Annotated in this window: 24 protein-coding genes; 11 read left to right on the top strand and 13 right to left on the bottom strand. The window is 39.4% G+C overall.

From position 1 onward, the window contains the following. Position 1 precedes the first annotated feature (1 nt). The 10 genes from hemF to FRX97_RS02490 form a co-directional block, all read right to left on the bottom strand. A complete protein-coding gene (hemF, locus tag FRX97_RS02535) occupies positions 2 to 901 on the bottom strand; it encodes an oxygen-dependent coproporphyrinogen oxidase (protein ID WP_147013062.1) in 900 nt (299 codons plus the stop codon). Then, entirely contained in the window at positions 901 to 2,787 is a 1,887-nt protein-coding gene (locus FRX97_RS02530) for a PBP1 and LysM peptidoglycan-binding domain-containing protein (protein WP_147013060.1), read from the bottom strand. Before FRX97_RS02530 ends, hemF begins: the two co-directional genes overlap by 1 nt. An 11-nt stretch (positions 2,788 to 2,798) precedes the next feature. Continuing rightward, positions 2,799 to 4,319, bottom strand: a complete 1,521-nt coding sequence (gene guaA / locus FRX97_RS02525; RefSeq protein WP_147013059.1) for a glutamine-hydrolyzing GMP synthase — start codon at positions 4,317 to 4,319, stop codon at positions 2,799 to 2,801. A 67-nt stretch (positions 4,320 to 4,386) separates the two neighbouring features. Continuing rightward, on the bottom strand, positions 4,387 to 6,018 hold the full coding sequence (gene bshC / locus FRX97_RS02520) for a bacillithiol biosynthesis cysteine-adding enzyme BshC (protein ID WP_147013057.1): 1,632 nt from the start codon (positions 6,016 to 6,018) through the stop codon (positions 4,387 to 4,389). Then, positions 5,999 to 7,309 (bottom strand): 30S ribosomal protein S12 methylthiotransferase RimO, encoded by a 1,311-nt coding sequence (gene rimO, locus FRX97_RS02515; protein ID WP_147013055.1) that lies wholly within the window; start codon positions 7,307 to 7,309, stop codon positions 5,999 to 6,001. Before rimO ends, bshC begins: the two co-directional genes overlap by 20 nt. A gap of 10 nt (positions 7,310 to 7,319) precedes the next feature. Continuing rightward, positions 7,320 to 8,264: a signal recognition particle-docking protein FtsY gene (gene ftsY / locus FRX97_RS02510; RefSeq protein WP_147013053.1), complete on the bottom strand. Its 945-nt coding sequence runs from the start codon at positions 8,262 to 8,264 to the stop codon at positions 7,320 to 7,322. An 88-nt stretch (positions 8,265 to 8,352) separates the two neighbouring features. Further along, entirely contained in the window at positions 8,353 to 8,505 is a 153-nt protein-coding gene (locus FRX97_RS02505; RefSeq protein ID WP_147013051.1) for a DUF4295 domain-containing protein, read from the bottom strand. Between the two features lie 8 nt (positions 8,506 to 8,513). After that, positions 8,514 to 8,702 (bottom strand): 50S ribosomal protein L33, encoded by a 189-nt coding sequence (rpmG, locus tag FRX97_RS02500; protein ID WP_147013049.1) that lies wholly within the window; start codon positions 8,700 to 8,702, stop codon positions 8,514 to 8,516. 12 nt (positions 8,703 to 8,714) lie between these two features. Further along, positions 8,715 to 8,951 carry a 50S ribosomal protein L28 gene (rpmB, locus tag FRX97_RS02495; RefSeq protein WP_147013047.1) on the bottom strand — a complete coding sequence of 79 codons (237 nt, stop codon included), beginning with the start codon at positions 8,949 to 8,951 and terminating at the stop codon, positions 8,715 to 8,717. A gap of 52 nt (positions 8,952 to 9,003) precedes the next feature. Beyond that, complete coding sequence (locus FRX97_RS02490; RefSeq protein WP_147013045.1) at positions 9,004 to 10,260, bottom strand: competence/damage-inducible protein A; 1,257 nt, start codon at positions 10,258 to 10,260, stop codon at positions 9,004 to 9,006. Positions 10,261 to 10,431: 171 nt separating this feature from the next. Between FRX97_RS02490 and FRX97_RS02485 the strand changes: the two genes are divergently transcribed. The 5 genes from FRX97_RS02485 to FRX97_RS02465 all read left to right on the top strand — a co-directional run bounded on the left by FRX97_RS02485 (position 10,432) and on the right by FRX97_RS02465 (position 14,127). After that, positions 10,432 to 11,130, top strand: coding sequence for a DUF4197 domain-containing protein (locus tag FRX97_RS02485; protein WP_147013043.1), 699 nt, complete (start codon positions 10,432 to 10,434; stop codon positions 11,128 to 11,130). 69 nt (positions 11,131 to 11,199) lie between these two features. Then, positions 11,200 to 11,748 carry a hypothetical protein gene (locus tag FRX97_RS02480; RefSeq protein ID WP_147013041.1) on the top strand — a complete coding sequence of 183 codons (549 nt, stop codon included), beginning with the start codon at positions 11,200 to 11,202 and terminating at the stop codon, positions 11,746 to 11,748. A gap of 68 nt (positions 11,749 to 11,816) precedes the next feature. After that, on the top strand, positions 11,817 to 12,671 hold the full coding sequence (locus FRX97_RS02475) for a phosphorylase family protein (protein ID WP_147013039.1): 855 nt from the start codon (positions 11,817 to 11,819) through the stop codon (positions 12,669 to 12,671). Between the two features lie 75 nt (positions 12,672 to 12,746). Continuing rightward, positions 12,747 to 13,577 (top strand): transglutaminase-like domain-containing protein, encoded by an 831-nt coding sequence (locus tag FRX97_RS02470; protein ID WP_147013037.1) that lies wholly within the window; start codon positions 12,747 to 12,749, stop codon positions 13,575 to 13,577. Positions 13,578 to 13,602: 25 nt separating this feature from the next. Continuing rightward, entirely contained in the window at positions 13,603 to 14,127 is a 525-nt protein-coding gene (locus FRX97_RS02465) for a hypothetical protein (RefSeq protein ID WP_147013035.1), read from the top strand. On the opposite strand, the gene FRX97_RS02460 is transcribed toward FRX97_RS02465, so the two are convergent. Together FRX97_RS02460 and FRX97_RS02455 are read right to left on the bottom strand one after the other, a co-directional pair. Further along, the gene (locus FRX97_RS02460; RefSeq protein ID WP_394348723.1) at positions 14,124 to 15,077 is read right to left on the bottom strand and encodes a phosphoribosylaminoimidazolesuccinocarboxamide synthase; all 954 of its coding nucleotides are present in this window, start codon (positions 15,075 to 15,077) and stop codon (positions 14,124 to 14,126) included. The two genes, FRX97_RS02465 and FRX97_RS02460, sit on opposite strands and share 4 nt — an antisense overlap. Further along, entirely contained in the window at positions 15,067 to 16,011 is a 945-nt protein-coding gene (locus FRX97_RS02455) for a PhoH family protein (protein ID WP_394348722.1), read from the bottom strand. Before FRX97_RS02455 ends, FRX97_RS02460 begins: the two co-directional genes overlap by 11 nt. 93 nt (positions 16,012 to 16,104) lie before the next feature. Between FRX97_RS02455 and FRX97_RS02450 the strand changes: the two genes are divergently transcribed. From FRX97_RS02450 to dnaN, 6 genes are all read left to right on the top strand, one after another. Continuing rightward, positions 16,105 to 16,917 carry an SAM hydrolase/SAM-dependent halogenase family protein gene (locus FRX97_RS02450; RefSeq protein ID WP_147013033.1) on the top strand — a complete coding sequence of 271 codons (813 nt, stop codon included), beginning with the start codon at positions 16,105 to 16,107 and terminating at the stop codon, positions 16,915 to 16,917. A gap of 1 nt (position 16,918) precedes the next feature. Next, positions 16,919 to 17,194: a putative quinol monooxygenase gene (locus tag FRX97_RS02445; RefSeq protein ID WP_262711303.1), complete on the top strand. Its 276-nt coding sequence runs from the start codon at positions 16,919 to 16,921 to the stop codon at positions 17,192 to 17,194. A 3-nt stretch (positions 17,195 to 17,197) separates the two neighbouring features. Next, complete coding sequence (gene gldF, locus FRX97_RS02440; protein ID WP_147013029.1) at positions 17,198 to 17,929, top strand: gliding motility-associated ABC transporter permease subunit GldF; 732 nt, start codon at positions 17,198 to 17,200, stop codon at positions 17,927 to 17,929. Further along, entirely contained in the window at positions 17,929 to 19,626 is a 1,698-nt protein-coding gene (gene gldG, locus FRX97_RS02435; protein ID WP_170226997.1) for a gliding motility-associated ABC transporter substrate-binding protein GldG, read from the top strand. The genes gldF and gldG overlap by 1 nt, the downstream gene beginning before the upstream one ends. Beyond that, positions 19,623 to 20,645, top strand: coding sequence for a hypothetical protein (locus FRX97_RS02430; RefSeq protein WP_147013025.1), 1,023 nt, complete (start codon positions 19,623 to 19,625; stop codon positions 20,643 to 20,645). The genes gldG and FRX97_RS02430 overlap by 4 nt, the downstream gene beginning before the upstream one ends. Positions 20,646 to 20,731: 86 nt before the next feature. Next, positions 20,732 to 21,853, top strand: a complete 1,122-nt coding sequence (gene dnaN / locus FRX97_RS02425; RefSeq protein WP_147013023.1) for a DNA polymerase III subunit beta — start codon at positions 20,732 to 20,734, stop codon at positions 21,851 to 21,853. 2 nt (positions 21,854 to 21,855) lie between these two features. Here the strand turns inward: dnaN and FRX97_RS02420 are convergent, their stop codons facing one another. Then, entirely contained in the window at positions 21,856 to 22,617 is a 762-nt protein-coding gene (locus FRX97_RS02420) for a rhomboid family intramembrane serine protease (RefSeq protein ID WP_147013021.1), read from the bottom strand. Positions 22,618 to 22,639: the final 22 nt, after the last annotated feature.

Raw genomic sequence — 22,639 nt, 5'->3', positions numbered from 1 at the left:
TTTAAGCGACCCAATCGATATCCTTTTTAAGTAGCTCCAAGGTTTGTGCCTCGGGGCTATTTTTTTGGGGTTTAAAGTCGTACTCCCACGAAGCAAGTTTGGGCAAGCTCATCAATATAGATTCTATCCTCCCCCCTGTTTTTAAACCGAATTGAGTTCCTCTATCGTAAACCAAATTAAACTCCACATACCTACCTCTTCGCAATAATTGCCATTGTTTTTCTTCCTCGTTAAAAGGCAAATCTTTATTGGCATTTGCAATCGGTAAATAACAGTTTAAAAAGCTGTTTCCAACACCTAACACAAATTGCTCTATATCTTGCTTAGAAATTTGCTCAGTATGCTTTAGCTGGTCAAAAAATATCCCCCCAACTCCTCTGGTTTCATTCCGGTGTGGATTAAAGAAATAATTATCAGCCCAGGTTTTATATTCTTGATATGCTTCTGGTTTAAACTTATCGCAAACCGATTTAAGGGTTTGATGAAACTGCTTGGCCTGGTCTTTTACTATATAATGTGGAGTTAGATCTATTCCTCCACCAAACCAATAGGTCTCCGTTCCCGGTAACTCGAAATACCGAATATTCATGTGAATGATAGGAACGTGCGGATTATTCGGGTGAAGAACAATACTTACCCCAGTAGCGAAAAACTCTTCAGCATCTGTCTTAAATTCCTTTTTAATCAGATCGGGGATAGGACCAAAAACTTTAGAGAAGTTTACTCCACCCTTTTCTAAAACCTTACCACCCTGAATTATTCGGGTAGCTCCACCTCCACCACCTGGACGCTGCCAAAGATCCTCCTGAAATTTAGATTTTCCATCTAGATCCTCTAGACCCCTACAGATGTTATTTTGTATTTGCTGAAACTTCTCTGCAATCGAATCTCTAAACTCCATTAATTAAGGACCTTAATTTTATAATTGTCGTAGGATAAAATGTATGCTGCCTTGTTTTCAAACCCAGAAGTATTAGAAATGCGAAGCATACTAAACTTGGTAGAGGTAGTGTTGGTATCACTATTAAGTTCTTCTAAAAAAAGCGTTCCATTTTGCAACATCCCTTTTAGATAATAGAAAGTAACATCAAATCCCAAGTGGGTAAATTCTCCCGGGTCGGATTTAAATTTTTTGCGATGCCCCTTAATAAATTGTAATGTAGACCTATCCTCGTAGTTAATGTAATGACTAGAACTTACGGTAAGCGAAAGATCATTTTTGTTTCTCGTGTCTATTTCATCCATTCCCAGCCATGGTTCTAATCCCATTACCTGAATTTTATACTCCTTAGAATAACCTTTAAGGTGGGTAAGTAATCCCGAGGCTAAAACTGGATCAGATGAGGGTGTAAAAACGATATTTGGACGGGTATTATCCAGGAATGATTCCATCTCTGGAAACTCATAACCATTGGTTACGAGTGTAGCTAGGGTGTCAGTTCCAAAAATATTTCCACCCGGTAGAAACTTAAAATACGTTTTCTTAAAATTTTGAGCTAAGCGATTGGCTTTGGCATCCTGTCCTTCCTTATTAATCACGATAACCTTTGCATTGGAGTGCTGGGTTGCAGTATACTTTCCAAGTAAACTCGCTTGTGTAAATACATTTACATGGATTTTACTCACATTGGGGTGATTGAACAAGACCTTATTACTTTGAGGGACAGGACAAACCACGTGAGCTCCTATTCGCTCAGCATGTTCAACAACTTGCTCCAAAGGAGAACGAAACATAGGTCCGATAAATAGATTTACATCAGACAGCGCTGGATTCTCCAATAAGCGCTTTACATGCATGGCATCCTTTTTTGTATCGTATACCAATACCTGCGTATTCAACCCTAGTCTTTCTAATGAATCTAGCGCTAACACCGCACCTTGATAAAACTCCAACGCAATTTTGTTTCTGGAAAAATCAGATTGATCTCCCTCTTCGCTTGCCAGAAAAGGAAGTAATATGGCCACTTTAAAGGAACCTGTAGACTTATTTAGGCCAGGTTTATAGCCCGAAAAACCCGGCTGTACCGGGTTTTCGTAATAACTTGAGCTTTTATCTGATTTGGGATACTCTTCCCTTTGATTATTTAGATCGTTTTGAGGCAATGAACTTTCATCGTCATCATCCGCTTCCTTATTGGGAATAATTATTGAGGTTCCCGCCTTTATTCCATCAATTAATCCGCTATTTGCATCGATGATGGCCTGCATGGTAACACCATACCGCTTAGCAAGGCTATAAAGTGTTTCACCTTGCTCCACCTGGTGGATAATTTTGGTTGGCTTGCTAGGTTTAGCAGCTGCTTTTATTGCATCAATTGCAGGCTTTAAATGATCTTTATCTGCCGCGGTTGATTTGTTCGTAGGGATTTTCAACTGTTGCCCTACTTTAATTCCTTGCGCAGCTTGAGGGTTGTTGTCAATTACATCCTTAATCTCAATCCCGTATTTCTTAGAAAGCGAATAAAGTGTTTCCTTCTTTTGCACCTCATGGATTAGGTAATCTCCACGTAATTCAGGTGCAAATTTGGATTCACTTTTTGACTGACGAGCAAGGGGGATTTTAAGCTCCTGGCCAACCTTTAATCCTTCTTTAAGAAATTGGTTTTCCTGGATGATAAAGTATGTATCCACCGCATAAGTCTTAGAGATAGAATACAAAGTGTTTCCTGGCTCTACGGTATGGATGATGTATTTCTTACCATTAATGGTAGTAATACGCTCGGCCTGCCCAAAAGAGCTTATAGCCAAACATAAAACTGCAATGAGGGTTAGTAGTACGTTTTTCATGAAAAATAATTTTATTCCCACTCAATGGTTGCAGGTGGCTTAGAAGAAATGTCATACACCACTCTATTTATACCTTTAACGCGGTTTATTATTTTATTGGATATCTCACCTAAAAATTCGTAAGGTAAATGACACCAATCTGCGGTCATTCCATCTGTTGAGGTAACGGCTCTTAAAGCTACGCAGTTTTCGTAAGTTCTTTCATCTCCCATTACTCCAACACTTTGAACTGGAAGAAGAATAGCACCGGCCTGCCAAACCTGATCATAAAGACCTGCCTCTTTAAGTCCGTTGATATAAATAGCATCTGCTTCTTGAAGCATGGCTACCTTTTCTGGAGTAATATCTCCTAGAATTCTAATGGCAAGTCCAGGTCCTGGGAATGGGTGTCTTCCGATAATTTTATCGCTAATCCCCAATGTTTTTCCTACTCGCCTTACCTCATCTTTAAAAAGCAATCTAAGTGGCTCTACGATTTTCAATTTCATGAAGTCTGGCAGTCCACCTACATTGTGGTGAGATTTTATGGTAGCTGATGGTCCATTAACAGATACCGACTCAATTACGTCAGGATATATGGTTCCTTGAGCAAGGAATGTAGCACCTTCCACCTTTTTAGCTTCTGCATCAAAAACATCGATAAATACTTTACCAATATTCTTACGCTTTTGTTCTGGGTCTTTAATTCCTTTTAGGGCATCGTAGAATTGTTGAGAAGCGTTGACTCCCCTTACATTTAAGCCCATGCCTTTGTATGCTTCAAGCACTTCCTCGAATTCATTTTTACGAAGGAGGCCATTATCTACGAAGATGCAGTGCAAGTTTTCTCCAATGGCTTTATGCAAAAGCACAGCCGCAACAGAGGAATCTACCCCTCCAGAAAGTCCAAGAATTACTTTTTCATTCCCAACTTCCTTTTTTAGTTTATCTATTGTTTCCTCGGCAAAGGAAGCTGCGGTATAATCTTGTTGAGCGCCGCAAATATCCACACAGAAATTTCGGAGGATGGTTGCTCCGTTAGTGGTATGGTAAACCTCTGGATGAAATTGCAAACCGTAAATATTTCCTTTACAGTAAGCTGCAACAGGAATATCCTTTGTCTTTGCAATCACAGAGAATCCATCTGGCAATTCTTTGATACTGTCTCCATGCGACATCCATACTTGCTCTCCGTCAACAAGCCCTTTCGTCAACTCGTTTTGAGTAACCGAAGAAAGGTTGGCTCTTCCGTACTCTCTAATTTCGGAGCGAACTACAGATCCACCATGATGTTGCGCCAAAAACTGCGCACCAAAACAAATACCTAAAACAGGATATTTACCAAGGATACCTTCAAGGTTTGGAATCGGAGCTTCTGGCTCGTGCACGGAGCTTGGACTTCCAGATAAAATTACCCCCTTGAGGTTTTCGTCTAATTCTGGAATCTTGTTGTATGGATGAATTTCACAATAGATATTCAGTTCTCTTACTCTGCGAGCAATTAGCTGGGTGTACTGAGAACCGAAATCTAGGATTAAAATGGACCTTTGCATGGCGCAAATATATTTAGCTTAATTCTTCTATAGTATAGTATGCATCGTATTTTTCAACAACGCTTGGTTAGGGGAGATAAATCAAATTAAACTCCGATTTAATATCTCCCGACTCTTCTTTAATTATGTCAAAAAATTCATTGCCGTGCTTAGCGAGGTAATGCAATACGTTTTCGCTTCTTTCCTGCAAACCGCCATCTGGAAATAGCCTCGATTTGATATTCTTAACCTGGTTGATTTCGGTTTCCTGTCTTTCCTTCAATCTTTTCTTCAGCTTCTTCTGTATGGAATCCAGAGCTTTTTCGAAGCCTTTTTCTTGGGCTTCTACCGAATTCCCAAGGGTTGGATCAACCTGTTCTACCTTAGCTTTTAGTAATTGAAATAAACTGGATTTCACTTCGGTCAACTCCCGAAAATCAAGAACATCAGTATTTTCTCCTTCAGCCAGTAATTGATCGATGAGCAAATTTTCCTCCAAAAATAAATCCTTGGGGCTTAATCCTAGTTTTTCGATTTTTTTCGCAACGCCAGAATCGACTAGCTGAAAGGAATTACGCAACATTACCTGTGGAAAGGGAATGTTCGCCATTTCGAATAAATCGGCCAACTGCACCCAATAGGCCAACTCTCCTCCCCCTCCAATATAGGCGATATTGGGTAGTATGGTTTCTTGATACAGCGGTCGCAAAATAACATTGGGACTAAATCGTTCGGGATGATCCTCAATTTCGTCTTCCATTTCGCGAAGACTATAACTGTAATCCGTTTTATACAGATTAAAGCTATCGTCCGTAATCTTATCCAAACGATATCGCTTACCGTCTTTGATGTAAAATAAATTACAAGACTTTGGGGGAGCCTGGATTTTAAAATGTTCTGGAAAACGCTTCAAAGTATGTTCCACTGCATCCTGAGAAAAGCTATGCTTAACTTCCTTTCTAAGAGTATCTCGGAATAACTTTTTAAGCACTTTATTATCGGGTTCCAAAACCAATAAGCCTTGGTCTCCAAACCAGCGATTGAGTAACTTGAAAGTAAACTGACTGAGATTTTCGGATCCCTCCCAACAAGAGGTAATCATTTCATTTATCTCCTTCTCACTATCAAAACCCTGAAAAAAGCTTAAAGCAAAATCTTTTAATTGCTTGAATTCCTGAAGATTAAACCTACCTACTGGAACTAGATTATCTTCCTTTTTTAATGCTTTTTTCTTTCCAAACAGTGTAATTTGAGCTACCTCATCGAAATCGTGATCCTCTGAGGCTAACCAAAACACGGGTACCACTTTTCTGGCTAAATCCGCACTTAGCTTCTCGGCCAATTTAATGGTGTGAATAGCTTTGTACACAAAATACATGGGACCTCCCAAAAAGCACAATTGATGCCCAGTAGTTACCGTAACGGTTCTATCGTTACTGAGCGCCTCAATATTTACCTTTTGAGCGGTAGTTTCAATTCCCTTATAACTCGCTTCCAATACAGAAACGAGTTCTTTTCTATGTTTAAATTGTTCCTGTCTATTTTCAGCGAGTGCCTTAAAATTCTGGACAGATGGAAAATGCTTTATAAAAGGTTTAAGGACATCGCTTTGCTCCTGGTAAAGGCGCACCATGTTACCAAACATCCCTGTTTGCTGAAATGGTAGTCCAAAAACCGTATAATTTGCTTTCACTTCTTCTTTAGGATACGGGTGAGGCATATAAATCGAAGGCTTCGGTTTTATCGACCACAACCTTACAAAAATCTCCTACCCTCAAATAGTGTTTTTTATTAATTAACACCTCGTTATCAACTTCTGGAGAGTCGTATTCTGTTCTACCTACAAAGTAATCTCCTTCTACTCTATCGATAAGCACATTAAATTCCTGTCCTACCTTCTCTCGGTTTAGTTCCATGGAAATTTCTTCTTGAACTTCCATTATTTCCGCCACTCTTTGCTCCTTTACCTCAGCTGGAACATCGTCCTCGAAATTGTAAGCGTGCGTATTTTCTTCGTGAGAATAAGTAAAAACACCTAAACGCTCGAATCTGGTTTCCTTAACCCAGTTCAACATTTCTTGATGATCTTCCTCGGTCTCGCCTGGGTACCCAGAGATAAGGGTTGTACGGATGGCTATGTTTGGAATTTGTTCCCTGATATCAGAGATCAATTTGGTCGTCTTCTCCCTAGTAATCCCCCTGCGCATAGCTTTCAACATATTATTAGAAGCATGCTGTAAAGGCATATCCAAATAATTACAAACTTTTGGTTCGCTCTTAATTACTTCCAAGACATCCATTGGAAAACCACTTGGATAGGCGTAGTGTAATCTAATCCAGTCTATTCCCTCCACCTTGCATAACTCGGTTAATAGGGCAGCCAACTTTCTTTCTTTGTAAAGATCTAAACCGTAATAAGTAAGATCTTGGGCTATTAGAATAAGCTCCTTAACACCTTTACTTGCCAGTCTCTCGGCACTTTTCACCAAATCCTCTATGGGTGTAGATTTATGCTTTCCTCGCATGAGGGGAATAGCACAAAAAGAGCAGGGTCTATCGCAACCTTCTGCAATTTTCAAATAGGCAAAATGCGCAGGAGTGGTTAAAATACGCTCACCCACCAATTCCTTTTTATAATCAGCCTTTAGAGTCTTAAGGAGTCTAGGTAAATCTCTAGTTCCAAAAAATGCATCTACTTCAGGTATTTCTGCTTCCAATTCAGGCTGATAACGTTGCGAAAGACACCCCGTAACATACAGCTTTTCTATCCAACCTTCTTTTTTGGCGTGCGCGTATTGTAAAATGGTATTCACCGACTCTTCCTTAGCGTTATCGATAAACCCACAAGTATTTACTATTACAATTGCAGAATCTTCTTCTTTAGACTCGTGTTCCACCTCGAAATTATTAGCCTTTAGTTGGCCCATAATAATTTCTGAATCGTATAAATTTTTGGAACATCCTAAGGTTACAACATTAACCTTATTCTTCTTTAACCCCTTGGTTTTCATCTAATTGATCCTAATTTTCGAAAAGGGAATCTACAAAGGCTTCTGGCTCAAACAATCGTAAATCGTTCATTTGCTCTCCAATTCCGATGTACTTAACTGGAATATCAAATTGGTGGGAAATTCCTATTACCACGCCACCTTTTGCCGTACCATCTAATTTGGTAAGTGCCATAGCATTAACATTGGTAACCTCGGTAAATTGCTTGGCTTGCTCTATAGCATTTTGCCCTGTACTGGCATCCAAAACCAATAGCGTTTCGTGAGGAGCATCGGGAAGCACCTTTGAAATTACGCGCTTAATTTTGCCGAGCTCACTCATTAATCCCGCCTTATTGTGTAGCCTACCCGCAGTATCTATGATAACCACATCGGCATTTTTAGCCACTGCGGAACTAACGGTGTCAAAGGCAACCGAAGCAGGATCTGACCCCATTTTCTGCGCCACTACGGGAACCCCAACGCGTTCACCCCAAATTTGCAACTGATGCACGGCAGCAGCTCTAAAGGTATCTGCCGCTCCAAGTACTACATCTTTGCCAGCGGCTTTAAATTGGTGGGCTATTTTTCCTATGGTAGTTGTTTTACCAACACCATTCACTCCAACTACAAGGATAACATAAGGGGTAGCCGTTGGTTCGGCAGCGAAATCCACCTTATCACCCTTTCTTACAAGAGCGGCGATTTCATCTTTCAAGATGGCTTTAAGTTCGCCTTCACCTAGGTATTTATCCTTGGCTACGCGCGACTCAATTCTTTCGATTATTTCCAGTGTAGTTTCAACCGAAACATCAGCACTTATTAATGCTTCTTCCAAATCGTCGAGAACAAGTGCATCTACTTTAGATTTACCTGCTACGGCACGAGTAATTTTCCCAAGGAAGGAAGATTTGGTTTGCTCTAAGCCTTTATCTAAGCTCTCTTTTTCGGCTTTTTTGAAAATGCTAAATAAGCCCATGGTGGAAAATTATATCCCGAAATAAAACAAAAAAAGGCCCATTTCGCGAGAAACGAGCCTACTAAATATATAGTTGATCAACCAAAGATTAGTTATCGAAAAACTCTTTAACCTTATCGTTAGTTACAATCTCTTCTTTAAACGTGTAAGCTCCAGTTACAGGAGACTTCACCATTTTAATCGCCTTCGTTAAGTTCTTACTCTCGGCTTTCTGAAGCGATGCTACTGTTTTCTTAGCCATATCTTAAATTATTTAATCTCTTTATGAACAGTTACTTTCTTAAGAACAGGGTTGTACTTTCTTAACTCCAATCTATCTGGAGTATTTTTTCTGTTCTTTACAGTGATATACCTAGAAGTACCTGGCATTCCACTCTCTTTGTGCTCAGTACACTCTAGTATTACCTGCACTACATTCCCTTTACCTTTCTTTGCCATGGTTGATATATTCTAAAGTTGGATACCTGCTTTTTCTGCTCTTCTCAACGCTGCAGCAACACCAATCTTATTGATTGTTTTCAATGCTGAGGTTGACACCTTTAAAGTAACCCAGTCATTAGTCTCTGGGTTGAAAAATTTCTTAGTTACCAAGTTAGGATAAAACCTTCTTTTAGTTCTTCTTTTAGAGTGAGAAACATTATTCCCTACTAAAAAACGCTTACCTGTTAACTGACACACTCTTGCCATCGCTTCTGCCTATTCGTTAAAGTGGGCGCAAATATAATGTTTTTAATCTTAACTACGCAATATCAGATTGCAACATTTTTAAAAGTTCATTCAAAAGCCCAATCGAAGCCCGCTCTACAATTCTATTTCTTGTGCCTCCATAATTATTTTTGAAAACTCTAGTTCCCTGAGGCCCAGAAACTGATGTATAAACCAAGCCCACCGGCTTCTCATTTGTGCCTCCTGTTGGACCCGCAACTCCGGTTGTTGCAATACAGTAATCTACACCTAATTTTATTCTTCCTTTTTCGGCTAATTGCTCGGCAACACTTTCGCTAACGGCTCCAAATTCTTTAATGGCATGCGCATCTACACCTATTAATTTCTCCTTTAACTCGTTGCTATAAACTACCATTCCGCCTTTGAAATATTGCGAACAGCCCTCCTCTTTGGTAAATTGATGGGCAATGTATCCTCCGCTACAAGATTCCACCACCCCTACGGTAAGTTGATGCGCTACCAGCTGCTTTCCAATTAACTTAGTAATGGCCTTTTCACCCTCTCCCACATAATATTGTGCAACACGCGTAGCGATACGCTTTGCAAATTGATTTAACCTTTGCTCTACGGACTCGGGGTTCTCTTTGCCGTTATATGAAATCCTTAATTTTACCGACCCTGGGTTTGGTAAATACGCCAAACGAAAGCCAGAATTGTAGATATCATCCTCGATATCTTTTATTTCCTCAGCCAAGCTAGACTCGCCAATGCCCACTGTAAGTAGGTTTTTGTGGCGGACAATAATTTCCGAAGTTTTATTGGATTGGAGATATGGAACCAACTGATCTGAAAAGATTTTTTTCATCTCATAAGGCACTCCAGGCATAGAAACTACCGTAGTACCATCTATTTCCCAAAGCATACCCGGTGCAGTACCAAGCAAATTGGGCAACATGGTGCAATTACTTGGTAAATCTGCCTGCATGCGGTTTACCTCTAAAACAGGCCTATTTAGTTTGGTAAAAAAACTAACAATGCGCTCCTCAACTTCCTGGTTGCGAATCAATTTTCCGCCGAACAACTCACATAAGGTCACCTTGGTTATGTCATCCCTAGTTGGCCCTAGTCCTCCGGTCAATATCAGAAGGTTACAGGAACCTAATGCCCATTTAACATGGGTTTCGATCGCTTCTCTGTCATCCGAGATGGTCGTGATTTTATCCACCAAGTAGCCCATTTCATTTAGCCGTGTACCCATCCAGGCTGAGTTGGTATCTATGGTCTGACCAATTAATATTTCATCTCCTATGGTGATAATCTGCGCTTTCATCTACCTCACATTCAAAATCTATGTCAATGATAAAATTATTAAACCAGTAATTGTTCCCCGCGCAATATAGATTCACAAAATTTCTCACCCCTACTGGCATCATCTACCCTCGTGACATCCATTATCTCCAATTCGGCATTCTTTTTGTATAATCCCAACAAAATAGATCTCATGAATAATAAAATACTTTTTTCAATTGGAGCTTTACTTCTTTCTACCGCAGTATTTGGCCAATTAGGAAACCTTTCTGGAGCAGCCGACAAAGCGCGGAATTGGTTCAATCAAAATAATTATGGGGTAGAAAATTTACACGCTGCTCTCAATGAATTTTCTGATGCTACCATTAGTAAGTTGGCTGTAGAAAATGCGTTTAAGGGAGACAGTAAAATATACATCCCACTCCCCTCTCAGTACAACAACTTAAAAAAAACCGTTACCCGTTTTGGTGGAGAACAAATGGTTAGCCGTATTGAGGACCAGTTAAATGCCGCTGCCGAAAAAACCATTGAATTAGCTAAGCCCCATTTAGTTTCAGCCATTTCGAAAATGGAATTAAATGATGCAATTGGGCTAGCTGGAAAGCAAAAAGGATTCACCAATTACTTAGAAGGTAAAAGCGCACTTGGTATTTCAAATTCGCTAGAGCCAGAGGTAAAAGCATATTTAGAAAGCACTGGGACCTATAACTTACTCAATGAATTTTTCGCTTACTACAAAAAGTTTGCGGGCTTTTTTGGACGAAGAATTCCTAACGGCCCAACTCTGGAGTCGTATGTAGCCGAAAAAGCTGTAGACGGACTATTCTTAAAACTGGGTCAAAAGGAGGCTAAGTTTAGAGAAGAAAAACTCCCACCCGTATTTAATAAATAGTACTACGTTTTAATAAACAGATAATTATTCATTTCTTTTGCGGATCAAGTTTTTACAAACAGTCAAATAATGAAAAATTTTATCCTCTATTCCCTTATTGGTCTTTTTTTGTGTACAGCATGTAAAAAGGAAGAAAATAACCAGAAAGTAGACACAACCAATTCCATACAATATGATAACAAAGTACGCAAGATTGGTTACACGAAAGTTACAACGCTAGGAAGACCAGATAGTACTAGTTCTCTTTACGAATTTGAAATTTTACTTGCCGATAATCGGATTAAGCAGTTGGAAGAAGATTCATTTGCTGGTATTGGGGACTTTGTTAATCTCCATCTGTATGCTTCAGAATTAAATGCACCTGATATTGGCGTGTATAAATTCGATGATCCCATAGATAGCATTCATACATTTTACGCCGAATATGTAGTCGATTACAATGTTGAAACCGATCAAAGCGTTTCAACTTTGGCCTTTATATCTGGAACTATGGAAATTAAATCCATTACCGAAAACACTTTTTCGATTCAAATCGATGGACTACTCAGCAATAATAAAACCCTTTCCTTAAACTACTTTGGTGTATATGATGAAAATTCGGATGTAGTTTACTGGTAAGCCATTATCTCCCCACCTCGTGTGGGGAACTGATATCCCCGGATTATAATACTCAAGATCCTCTGCAAATGAGTCCTAACGACCAATGGGTAAAAACGCAAAGCCAAACTGCTGCGTACCATATTAACCTTACAGGAGAAGAAATCTCCAACGATATTATCATTGTTGGAGATCCCGAAAGAGTTGGCACCATTGGTGAGCGCTTCGATGAGATCCATTACCAAAAAAGCAATCGCGAATTTTCTTCTTTAGGTGGAAGACTTAATAACAAACAGCTTACGGTAGTTTCCTCCGGGATTGGGGTCGACAACATAGACATCCTGCTTAATGAAATTGAACATGTTGTTAATGGTAACTCCCAAGCTAAGCGCACCTTAAATTTTTACCGGCTAGGAACTACGGGAGGATTGCAAAGGGAATTATCACCCGGTAGCGTTTTGATATCGGAGTATGCTATTGGAATTGAAGGCTTAATGCATTACTATCCTATTAAGTATTCTGATGAGGAAAAAAACTTGGCCTTGAGCTTTAAACAAGAAAACTTTCTTCCAACAGAAATAGCAGCTCCATATGCTGTCAGGAAAGGGTCCAAGATACTTCCTCAATTCCCAAAAGCATGGATTAAGGGCATTACCTTAACTGCAAATGGTTTCTATGGCCCCCAATTAAGGGATGGAGCCCACGGCTTATCGAAAAAACGCCACAGCATAGAAGAATTATCGCAATTTTCGTTTCAGAACCTTGCTTTAACCAACATTGAGATGGAGTGCAGCGGGATTTATGGGATGGCAAAACTATTTAATCACCAGGCCGTAACCATTTGCACTGTTATCGCTAACAGAATTACCGGAGAAATTGCTTCAGACATTAAGGGAGCCACCAACAACCTTATAGACCACGCACTGGAAGTAATCACCACCTAACTGTTGAAAAACACAGGTTCCTCTGGAGTTTTTAATAAGAAAAGCTCCGTAAATTAATCTGCACAAAGAGGAATTATGAAAAGACTTAACGCTTTAATTCAGCTTCTTGACGACCCCGACCAACAAATTGCTGACCAAGTAACCCAAGAGATAATTGCTATTGGCGACAAAGCCATTCCGCAACTCGAGAAATTTTGGGAAGAAAATTCTTTTGAACCCAATTTTCGCGATCGCGTGGAAGACCTAGTACATACCATTCAGTTTAATGGTGTGGTAGACGGATTAAAAAACTGGATCTCTGATGATTCTGACCTTTTAGAAGGCGCTTTCTGGATATCTAAATATCTATATCCAGACCTTGAGTTAAAGGACCTGAAATCATCCATTAAAGCCATTGCAGATTTAGCCGCGGTAAACATAACCGAGGATATGACCTCCAGGCATTTAATTGGTGCCATAAACGAGGTGTTGTACGATAAGCTTGGATACAGAAGCAACAAAAAACATTTCCACGCTCCCCAAAACAACATGATTTCTGAAGTAATAAACAGTAGAAAAGGTAATCCTCTGTTATTATCTGTTATGTACATTTTGGTAGCAACCGAACTTAAAGTACCGGTTTGCGGAGTTAATCTTCCCAACCACTTTGTAACAGGTTATCTAAGCTCAGAGGGGAAAATTCTTTTTTATATCAATCCATTTAACAAGGGAAGTCTACTTACACGTCAGGATTTAGTAATCTTTTTGAAGGAGATGAAAATCCCAATGAGCGATCAGTTTTTAGATCCATGTTCTAACAAGGATATGGTTAAAAGAATGGTGGTGAATTTGATTTACTCGTACACCAAATTAGGGCACGATGAAAAGGTTGAAGAACTAAGGGTTTTGGAAACCCTATTTGATTAGTACTTTTGCAAGCCAAATTTTGAGCATGAATACCAAGCAAAAGGAAATTCTTAAGAATTTAAGTTCACCCATAGAAAAGGATGTTTTAAAGGCCTTAACCGATGTTAAACAACATGGTAGCGCCGCGATGATTCCTGCTATTATGAAACACATAATGGAAGAGGAAGAATCTACTGAAGCATCTGACAAAGCAAAGGAGGTACTGTCTAGTCTTAAGGACAGCGAAGCTCAAAATGCATATTTAGACGAGTTAATAAAACCAGAATACCAGGAAAAAAGCGCCACATATCTAGGATTAATTTGGCAAGCAGGAATTAAGGCCGAAAACCATGTATCCAACCTGGTTAAATGTGCCCTTAAAGGAGATTTCAACTCCGTTTTTGAAGTAATTACGATAATTGAAAATTCGGAAAATGAAATTCCGGAACCCGAGATTCTTGAATCGCAAATAGCGTGTAAATTATACCTAGATAATAACGCTAAGAGCCAAAAAAAGGAGATTGTAGAAAATCTCCTTCAACTTTTGGATCAAACTGATACTTACAATTAATTCAATTCTTTTTGAACCAGGGCCTCGATAGTATCTACCGAAGTATCGGGTTCTGGTTTAAAAGTCTCTCCAGTAATGTTTTCGTATAATTCAATGTATCTGTTGGTAACAGAATTAACGAATTCATCAGTCATTTCTGGCATTACATCGCCTTCTTTCCCTTGAAATCCATTTTCCATTAACCACTCTCTAACAAACTCTTTACTCAATTGCTTTTGAGGTTTGTTTGCCGCTAGGTTTTCATCGTAAACATCAGCATAAAAATATCTCGATGAATCAGGGGTATGGATTTCATCAATCAAAACTACCTCATCGTTCACCAAACCAAATTCATATTTGGTATCCACTAGTATCAAACCTCTATTAGCTGCCATTTCGGTTCCTCTAGCAAATAAAGCTCTGGTGTATTTTTCAAGCTGTAGGTAGTGTTTTTCGGAAACTATTCCCTGAGCCAATATTTCTTCTCTAGATATATCCTCGTCGTGGCCTTCTTCTGCTTTAGTAGCTGGAGTTATAATCGGCTCGGGAAATTTTTGATTTTCACGCATCCCATCGGGCATGACTACCCCACATAATATTCTTTTTCCTGCTTTATATTCTCTCCAGGCGTGACCCGCTAGGTAACCTCTAATCACCATTTCTACCTTAAATGGGTTAGCCTTTTTTCCTATACTAACATTAGGATGCGGACTTTTTTCGAACCAATTCGGGCAAATATCTTCAGTAGCCTTCAAAAAATGGATAGCAGTCGCATTAAGAACTTGTCCTTTATAGGGAATTGGTCTTGGGAGAATTACATCAAAAGCTGAAATTCTATCACTAGCAACCATCACTAACTTATCGTTGGGGAGACTGTAAACATCTCTCACCTTTCCATTGTAAACGCTTTGCTCTGGATGAAAATTGAAATTAGAATTTTTAATTGCTGTATCCATCATATTATTCTTCATCTTGGTCCTTTTCGTATGCCTTAACTATTTTATCCACCAGCGGATGTCTAATGATATCCCGGCTATCCAACTTTATAATTTTCACACCATCAACCGCATCTAATATTTTAAGGGAGGAGAACAACCCACTTTGACTTTTCTTTGGAAGATCAATTTGGGTTACGTCGCCCGTTACCACAAATTTGGCCGATGCTCCCATACGAGTTAAGAACATTTTTAATTGGCTTTTGGTAGCGTTTTGGGCTTCATCTAAAATCACAAAAGCCTTATCCAAAGTTCTACCGCGCATAAACGCAAGGGGAGCTATTTGAATTACCCCGTCTTCTATAAATTCTGCCAATCTAGCACCAGGAATCATGTCCCTCAAGGCATCGTAGAGCGGTTGAAGGTAGGGGTCTAACTTTTCTTTTAAATCCCCAGGTAAAAAACCTAAATGCTCACCAGCTTCTACCGCAGGACGTGTTAAAATAATTCGTTTTACCTCTTTGTTTTTAAGTGCACGTACTGCTAATGCAACAGCAGTATAGGTTTTTCCAGTACCGGCCGGGCCAATAGCAAATACCATATCGTACTTTCCACAGGCTTCAACAATCTTCTTTTGGTTAACCGTTTTGGCTTTTATCTGGTTACCATTATTTCCGTAGAGGAGAATTTCGCCGCCTTTGTTCGATTTCCATTCCTGGGTATTGCTATCCAGGATATCGGCAAAGTCTTTTTCGCTTATACGATTGTACTTACCGTAAAAGGATTCGAATTCGATGATTTTCTTTTGTAAGGATTCAATCTCTGAAGCCTCACCAGCCGCTTTAATTACGGCACCTCGGGCCATTATTTTAAGCTTTGGAAAAGCCGATTGAATTTGCGATAACCTATCGTTATTAACCCCTAAAATAAGTAGAGGATCTACCCCGCTTAATGTAATTTCTATCTCCAAATAACAAGGATTTTACTCTATGTTGTTATAATGCTAATTTTGGGCGCAAATTACCAAATAAAAACGGCACACCTTTAGTTTCTCTCGCAATATATGGGCGTAATAACACTAACTTCAGACATGGGACTGAAAGATCACTATGTGGCCTCTGTTAAAGGTGCCATTTTAACGCAGTTTCCCGAAGCCGTTATTTTCGATATTACCCACAACATAGAGCCTTTCGACATCCTCCACGCATCTTTTGTATTGAGGAATTGTTGGCAGGATTTTCCAGCGGGAACCGTACATATGGTTTGCGTAGATGACTTTTCCTCTCCAAAACCACGATTTTTAGGAGCGAAACACAAGGGGCAATTTTTCATTGCCAGTGACTGTGGGATTTTAAATTTAATTATCAGAGAGCAGCCAGATCAATTAGTAGAAATAGCTATTTCCCAAGAAAGCGAAGATGCTGTTTTTGTAGCCAAAGATATTTTTGCGAAAGCAGCAGCCTTCCTAGCACGGGGAGGAACCATGGAGTTTTTGGGGCAACCCACTTCCGAAATGGTTACTCGAGGAACCTTGGCTCCTACCACCTTTGAAAGAGAAATATCCGGGAGTTTCGTACATATTGATTCATACGGAAATGCCATTAGTAATATAGATAGACATTTGTTCTCCCTTATTGGTAAGAACCGTCCCTTTAGAATTATTTTTAGCAAGGGTGAGTTCGAAATCACCCAAATATCGAATGCATACAATGAGGTTCCTACGGGTGAAAAAGTTGCTTTGTTTGGTGGTTCAGGATTTTTGGAGATCGCAGTAAATCAAGGAACGGCCCAAACTGGCGGAGGAGCCTCCCAATTATTTGGAATAAAAAAAGGAAACTCAATAACAATAGAATTCGAGGATGTTACGAATCGTTAAAATGGAATTTAAGCCCGAATGTGTTCAGGATTTTTTGGAGATGTTTGCCGCTAAGAAATCTGCCATTCGATCAAGTAAGGGTTGTATGGGTTTAAAGCTCCTACAAGAAAAGTCTGAGGGCAACACTTTCTTCACCTACAGTGAGTGGAAAAGTGAAGACGATTTGGAGCGCTATAGAAACTCCGAATTGTTCAAGTCCACTTGGGCACAAACCAAGCAATGGTTTAATGCTAAACCCGCCGCATGGTCAGTAGAAATTAATCAAGAAGCGAACTAAGATATGTTCCCATTATTTAAAAAAGAATTAAGAACATTTTTGAGTTCGGTAATTGGCTTTATCGTACTCAGCGTGTTTCTGGTACTTACGGCACTTTTTAACTGGGTTTTTCTAGGAGATTTAAACATTATAAATAGCGGATATGCCGATTACCGCCCCTTCTTTGTAATTGCTCCATGGATGTTTTTATTCCTTATTCCCGCAATTACAATGCGCTTTTTTTCAGAGGAAAAAAGAACAGGTACAATAGAGCTGCTACTCACCAAACCCATATCGGAGTTACAAATTGTAATGGGAAAATTTCTGGCCGGAGTGGTTTTGGTAATCTGTGCCCTACTCCCAACTTTAGTTTTTTATTTCAGTCTTAGCTCACTAGCTATTCCTGAGGGTAATGTTGACAATGGTGCTATTCTGGGGTCTTATATTGGGCTGCTATTTTTGGCTTCTTCCTTTGTTGCAATTGGAACCTTTGCAAGCTCTTTAAGCGACAGTCAGATCATCTCATTTTTAATTGCAGTTTTCCTGTGTTTTTTCTGTTACACAGGGTTCGGATCTATAGCCTCCTTTAAATGGTTCGGCGCCCTAGACTCTGTTATTTTAAATCTAGGCATGGAAATTCATTACGAATCTATTAGCAAAGGAGTTATTGACACCCGAGATGTAGTTTATTTCTTTAGTGTAAGCTTCATTTTTATCATGTTAACCAGATTTGTTTTAGAGGGGAGGAAATGGTAATGAGTAGAAGAAAAACAAAAGTAAACGCGCTGCTCTCCGTACTAATTAGTTTGGGGATATTGATCTTTATTAACGTGTTAAACCAATCCTTTTTCAAGCGATTTGATTTAACCTCAGATCAAAGGCACTCCCTTCGCGATGCTTCGGTAGAGATTGTAGAGGAGTTAGAGGATCCGGTTTTTGTTAGAGTATACTTAGAAGGTGAGTTCCCTGCGGATTTTAAACGACTTAGAAATGCGGTAAAGCAAATACTAGACGAGTTAAGAGCTTACGCAGGTGAAAATATCCAATATGAGTTCATTAACCCATCGGCATCAAATGATCCGGTTAAAAAGAAGGAGATGTACACCAAACTCTCCGAATCTGGATTAACCTACACCAATCTTACCATCAGAACCAAAGACGGTGTGGAGGAAAAAATCCTTTTCCCAGGTGCGCTTATTACGTATAGAAATAAAGAAATCCCTTTGCAGCTGCTTAAAAGCACCAATAGAGTACCGAGTCCAGAGATGATGCAGAACTCCATCAATAACCTGGAGTACAACCTTTTAAGCGCAATCCACCAAGTAACTCAAACCAGAAAAAAGAAAATTGCCTGGATTGGTGGACATGGCGAAATTACCGGTTTAGATGCCTACGATATGGTTGAGCACTTGGCTGAGCGCTACACCATTTTCGACGTTAATATCAATGAAAAATTAAATGCCCTAATTGGCTACGACTTAATCATAATAGCGGGTCCGAAAGAAGCTATATCCGAGAAGGATAAATTCATTATCGACCAGTTTATTATGAAGGGTGGAGCGGCCATGTTTTTGGTAGATGGTCTCCAGGCGGATATGGATTCGCTTCAAAGCCAAAATAACATGATGGCATTAGCATCCAATCACAACTTGTGGGATATGCTTTTTAATTACGGCGTTCGTTTAAAGCGCGATGTACTTATGGATGCAGCCTGTGCAATGATTCCTATAAACGTTGGAAAATTCGGGGATCAGGCAAACTTAAAGATGTTCCCTTGGTACTTCCACCCTACGCTAATCACCACTAAAAATCACCCCATTTCGGCCAATGTAAACCCCGTATTTACGCAGTTTCTTTCTAGTTTAGATACGGTTGGAAATGATAAAGACATAAAAAAGACCATCCTTCTAGAAACTTCTCCTCTTACCCTAAGAAGAATGGCTCCCGCTAGGATAAACCTTAACACGGTAAGTATAGACCCTGGATTTGAGAAAAATAGCATTGGTAAAACTCCAGTTGCTGTTCTGCTCGAAGGGAAATTTAAATCTCTATACGCCAACAGGTTAACTCCAAACATAGAACAAGATACCCTAATTGCATTCCAGGAAAAGGCCCTATTGGATACTCGAATTATGGTGGTTGGAGATGGCGAAATCACTAAAAACTATTCCAATAGACAAACTGGGACCGTTTATCCACTGGGTTACGATAAGTTTCTTCGAAAAATTGTTTACGGAAACAAAGATTTCCTTGCCAATGCGGTTGATTACCTCTTAAACGATGAACGCCTTATAAAAATTAGGGCTAAAGAAATTGAGGTTAGAAAATTAAACGACAGAAAAATTTTAGCCAAGGAGAGCGAAATTCAACTTGCTAACCTTGCGTTGCCCATCATTATTGTGGGTGTATTTGTATTTATCATACTTATTATTAAACGAAGAAAATTTTCATGAAAAAGAAGGTAATTATTGTTCTACTGCTTCTTATTTCCGCTTTTGTTATTTTTAAAATTAGCAGCAATAAAACCAGCACTCTTACAGGTTTTGAAACCAATTTTTCAGTTGAAAATTCTGAGGAATTAACCCGCATTTTCATTTCTACCACTGGAGGAAATGTAGCTGATCTAAAAAAGGATAAATCGGGAACGTGGTATATAAACGACAAGTACGAGACTCAGAAGTATGCCATAGATTTTATTCTGGAGTCATTAGAAAAATTTAAAGTGCATTCTGCCGTACCCAAAAATGGGATTGAGGGCTTAACCAAGGAGCTTGCGGCTAGGCACAAAAAGGTTGAGTTGTACAAAAACAATGAGGACACTCCCTTTAAAACACTGTACATCGGTACCCCCAACCAGTCGTTATCCGCAAACCTGGCCATTGTCGAAACGCGAAAGCACGGAATGGCAGATAAGCCATACTACGTAATGAAAATCGGTCATAAAGGAATTATTGGACCTATGTTTTTCACCAAGGAGGCGGAATGGATGACCACTAGAATTTTCGAATATCCTCAATTAAATTTCAAACAGATTACCATACGTTACCCTCAGGATACTGCGAAATCTTTTGCCGTTTTAAAGCAAGGTCAAGAGTATTTAGTAGCTAACCCCAACAGCAAGTTGGTATACAACAAGAAGAATACGAACAACCTTGTTCTGGATGAATACTTGGAGAAGTACAAAAAAATCCACTTTGAATCGCTAAATGAATCACTGGTGCCTTACCAGGTGGACTCGCTAATAAACACCACGCCCATCGCGGTAATATCTGTTACTCCAATGGCTGGAAAAACAGACAGCGTGCAGGTTTATCAGAGAAAGGGACAACAGTACGACCTAGATAGAAATATGCTGGGAACTGGTCAGGATTTAGATTACTACTACGGCTATTTCCAAGGTAAGGTGGTAAACCTTCAGCGCTTCAATTTCGATCCAGTATTGTTCGAAAGAAGTGATTTTATAACCTTATAGGAAAAACTTGTTTAAAAGTTTGTAGTCGATATGCTTTTAACACTTTTCCAAGCGATTATATTTGCCAAAACCAATCATTCTCGGTAATGAACTTTGTAATATCCAGTTCTAAGCTTTTAAAGCAGTTAGTTCAACTGAATGGAGTTATCAACAGCTCGAATACACTTCCTATTCTCGACAATTTCTATTTCGAGATAAAGAAAGATGAAATAATCATTTCTGCATCCGACCTAGAAACTACTGTTAGCAGTAAGGTTGAGGCGAAGTCAGAGAGCGAAGGTAAAGTTTGTATCCCTGCTAAGATGTTAGTGGATGCGCTTAAATCCTTTCCAGACCAGCCGCTAAGTTTTTCTGTAAACCCAGATGATTTTGGGGTTGAGATTTCTTCGGATCTTGGAAAATATAAACTGAATGGGTACAATGGAGAGGAATTTCCAAAAACTCCAGTGATTGAGGCAGCGTCTTCGGTTAAGATTTCCTCAGACATTTTGGCCAGGGCAATCAACAAAACGCTTTTTGCAACTGGAAACGACGATCTACGCCCTATAATGAGCGGGATTTACTTCGATTTCACCGAGGAAGGTTTAACTTTTGTAGCAACCGATGCACACAAGCTAGTTCGTTACAAAAGAGCGGATGCCAAGGCAGAAGGTGCTAGTAATTTTGTGGTACCTAAGAAGCCTTTGAACTTATTAAAGTCGATTCTTGCTTCTTCTGCTGAGGATGTAACAATTACCTACAACGAGAATAATGCCCATTTTAATTTAGGGGATGCAACGGTAATTTGTAGGCTAATCGATGGAAATTACCCGAATTACGAAGCGGTAATTCCAAAAGAAAACCCAAATAAACTAACCATTTCTAGAACGGCACTTCAGAACTCCATCAAAAGGGTTTCGATTTTTGCTAATAAAACAACGCATCAGGTTAGACTTAAAATTTCTGGGAACGAGTTATCCATTTTTGCTGAGGATTTAGACTTTTCAAACGAGGCCCAAGAAAAGCTTTCTTGCCAGTATACAGGTGAGGATATGGAAATTGGATTTAATAGCCGATTCCTAAATGAAATGCTTAACAACCTCGATGCAGATGATGTAATAATAGAGCTTAGTGCTCCATCGAGAGCGGGTATTTTATTGCCGGTATCAAAGGATATTGAAGAGGAAGATATTTTAATGCTTGTAATGCCTGTTATGTTGAATAACTAGGATTAATTTAATGTATTGCTATCCCCACTATCTGATGATGGTGGGGATTTTTTTTGCTCTTTAAAATGGTAGATAATCTGCGTTTCTTGGCTTGGCGTGTTATCACTGGAATTTCCTTCCCAATAGCGGTAACCGAATCGGTCTTCGGCCTCTCTTATATATTGTTCCTCTCCTATCAGTTCCCATGGTTTAACCGGTTTTTCTTCTTCCTCGTGGCGATAATAGAATGCCAGGGAAATTCCGGCCATCAAACCAAACATATGAGCCTCCCAGCTTATGTGTTCTTCAACCGGGAAAATTCCCCAAATCATACCACCATACATAAAGCCCACCAATAGACAAATTCCCATCAGTTTCTTTCTTTTGCTCAACAGACCTCGTACAAAAAGAAATCCAAATAAGGCATAAACCACACCAGATGCACCTATATGGTAATTTGGACGGGCGGCTAACCAAACCCAAAATCCAGTAAATAAAGTGGCATATAACCATACTCTAAAAGCAATTCTAGGATAGGCATAATGAAGTGCTGCCCCCAGAAATAACAAAGGCGCAGTATTACTCGAGGCATGTGCTATATCTCCATGAATTAATGGGGACAAAATAATGCCTGGAATCCCCTTTATATGCAAAGGATAAATCCCTAAAAATGAAAAGCTATAACCCTCTAAAAATGAGGTAAACTGAATCGCCCATATAACAATCAACAGACTGATTGGAAACCAAATACTCCTTAAAATAGTATTTAAATCTTGCTTCGACATGGACTTTATAAAATCTAGTTTT

This window comes from Luteibaculum oceani (assembly GCF_007995015.1).
Taxonomy (GTDB): Bacteria; Bacteroidota; Bacteroidia; order Flavobacteriales_D; family Luteibaculaceae; genus Luteibaculum; species Luteibaculum oceani.
Note: the sequence above shows the minus strand (reverse complement) of the source record. Positions and strands in the feature narration are given on the sequence as shown.

Excerpts from the sequence above, each read along its gene's own strand:
- hemF (WP_147013062.1), bottom strand. The coding sequence starts at position 901 with ATGGAGTTTAGAGATTCGATTGCAGAGAAGTTTCAGCAAATACAAAAT.
- FRX97_RS02530 (WP_147013060.1), bottom strand. The coding sequence starts at position 2,787 with ATGAAAAACGTACTACTAACCCTCATTGCAGTTTTATGTTTGGCTATA.
- guaA (WP_147013059.1), bottom strand. The coding sequence starts at position 4,319 with ATGCAAAGGTCCATTTTAATCCTAGATTTCGGTTCTCAGTACACCCAG.
- bshC (WP_147013057.1), bottom strand. The coding sequence starts at position 6,018 with ATGCCTCACCCGTATCCTAAAGAAGAAGTGAAAGCAAATTATACGGTT.
- rimO (WP_147013055.1), bottom strand. The coding sequence starts at position 7,309 with ATGAAAACCAAGGGGTTAAAGAAGAATAAGGTTAATGTTGTAACCTTA.
- ftsY (WP_147013053.1), bottom strand. The coding sequence starts at position 8,264 with ATGGGCTTATTTAGCATTTTCAAAAAAGCCGAAAAAGAGAGCTTAGAT.
- FRX97_RS02505 (WP_147013051.1), bottom strand. The coding sequence starts at position 8,505 with ATGGCTAAGAAAACAGTAGCATCGCTTCAGAAAGCCGAGAGTAAGAAC.
- rpmG (WP_147013049.1), bottom strand. The coding sequence starts at position 8,702 with ATGGCAAAGAAAGGTAAAGGGAATGTAGTGCAGGTAATACTAGAGTGT.
- rpmB (WP_147013047.1), bottom strand. The coding sequence starts at position 8,951 with ATGGCAAGAGTGTGTCAGTTAACAGGTAAGCGTTTTTTAGTAGGGAAT.
- FRX97_RS02490 (WP_147013045.1), bottom strand. The coding sequence starts at position 10,260 with ATGAAAGCGCAGATTATCACCATAGGAGATGAAATATTAATTGGTCAG.
- FRX97_RS02485 (WP_147013043.1), top strand. The coding sequence starts at position 10,432 with ATGAATAATAAAATACTTTTTTCAATTGGAGCTTTACTTCTTTCTACC.
- FRX97_RS02480 (WP_147013041.1), top strand. The coding sequence starts at position 11,200 with ATGAAAAATTTTATCCTCTATTCCCTTATTGGTCTTTTTTTGTGTACA.
- FRX97_RS02475 (WP_147013039.1), top strand. The coding sequence starts at position 11,817 with ATGAGTCCTAACGACCAATGGGTAAAAACGCAAAGCCAAACTGCTGCG.
- FRX97_RS02470 (WP_147013037.1), top strand. The coding sequence starts at position 12,747 with ATGAAAAGACTTAACGCTTTAATTCAGCTTCTTGACGACCCCGACCAA.
- FRX97_RS02465 (WP_147013035.1), top strand. The coding sequence starts at position 13,603 with ATGAATACCAAGCAAAAGGAAATTCTTAAGAATTTAAGTTCACCCATA.
- FRX97_RS02460 (WP_394348723.1), bottom strand. The coding sequence starts at position 15,077 with ATGAAGAATAATATGATGGATACAGCAATTAAAAATTCTAATTTCAAT.
- FRX97_RS02450 (WP_147013033.1), top strand. The coding sequence starts at position 16,105 with ATGGGCGTAATAACACTAACTTCAGACATGGGACTGAAAGATCACTAT.
- FRX97_RS02445 (WP_262711303.1), top strand. The coding sequence starts at position 16,919 with ATGGAATTTAAGCCCGAATGTGTTCAGGATTTTTTGGAGATGTTTGCC.
- gldF (WP_147013029.1), top strand. The coding sequence starts at position 17,198 with ATGTTCCCATTATTTAAAAAAGAATTAAGAACATTTTTGAGTTCGGTA.
- gldG (WP_170226997.1), top strand. The coding sequence starts at position 17,929 with ATGAGTAGAAGAAAAACAAAAGTAAACGCGCTGCTCTCCGTACTAATT.
- FRX97_RS02430 (WP_147013025.1), top strand. The coding sequence starts at position 19,623 with ATGAAAAAGAAGGTAATTATTGTTCTACTGCTTCTTATTTCCGCTTTT.
- dnaN (WP_147013023.1), top strand. The coding sequence starts at position 20,732 with ATGAACTTTGTAATATCCAGTTCTAAGCTTTTAAAGCAGTTAGTTCAA.
- FRX97_RS02420 (WP_147013021.1), bottom strand. The coding sequence starts at position 22,617 with ATGTCGAAGCAAGATTTAAATACTATTTTAAGGAGTATTTGGTTTCCA.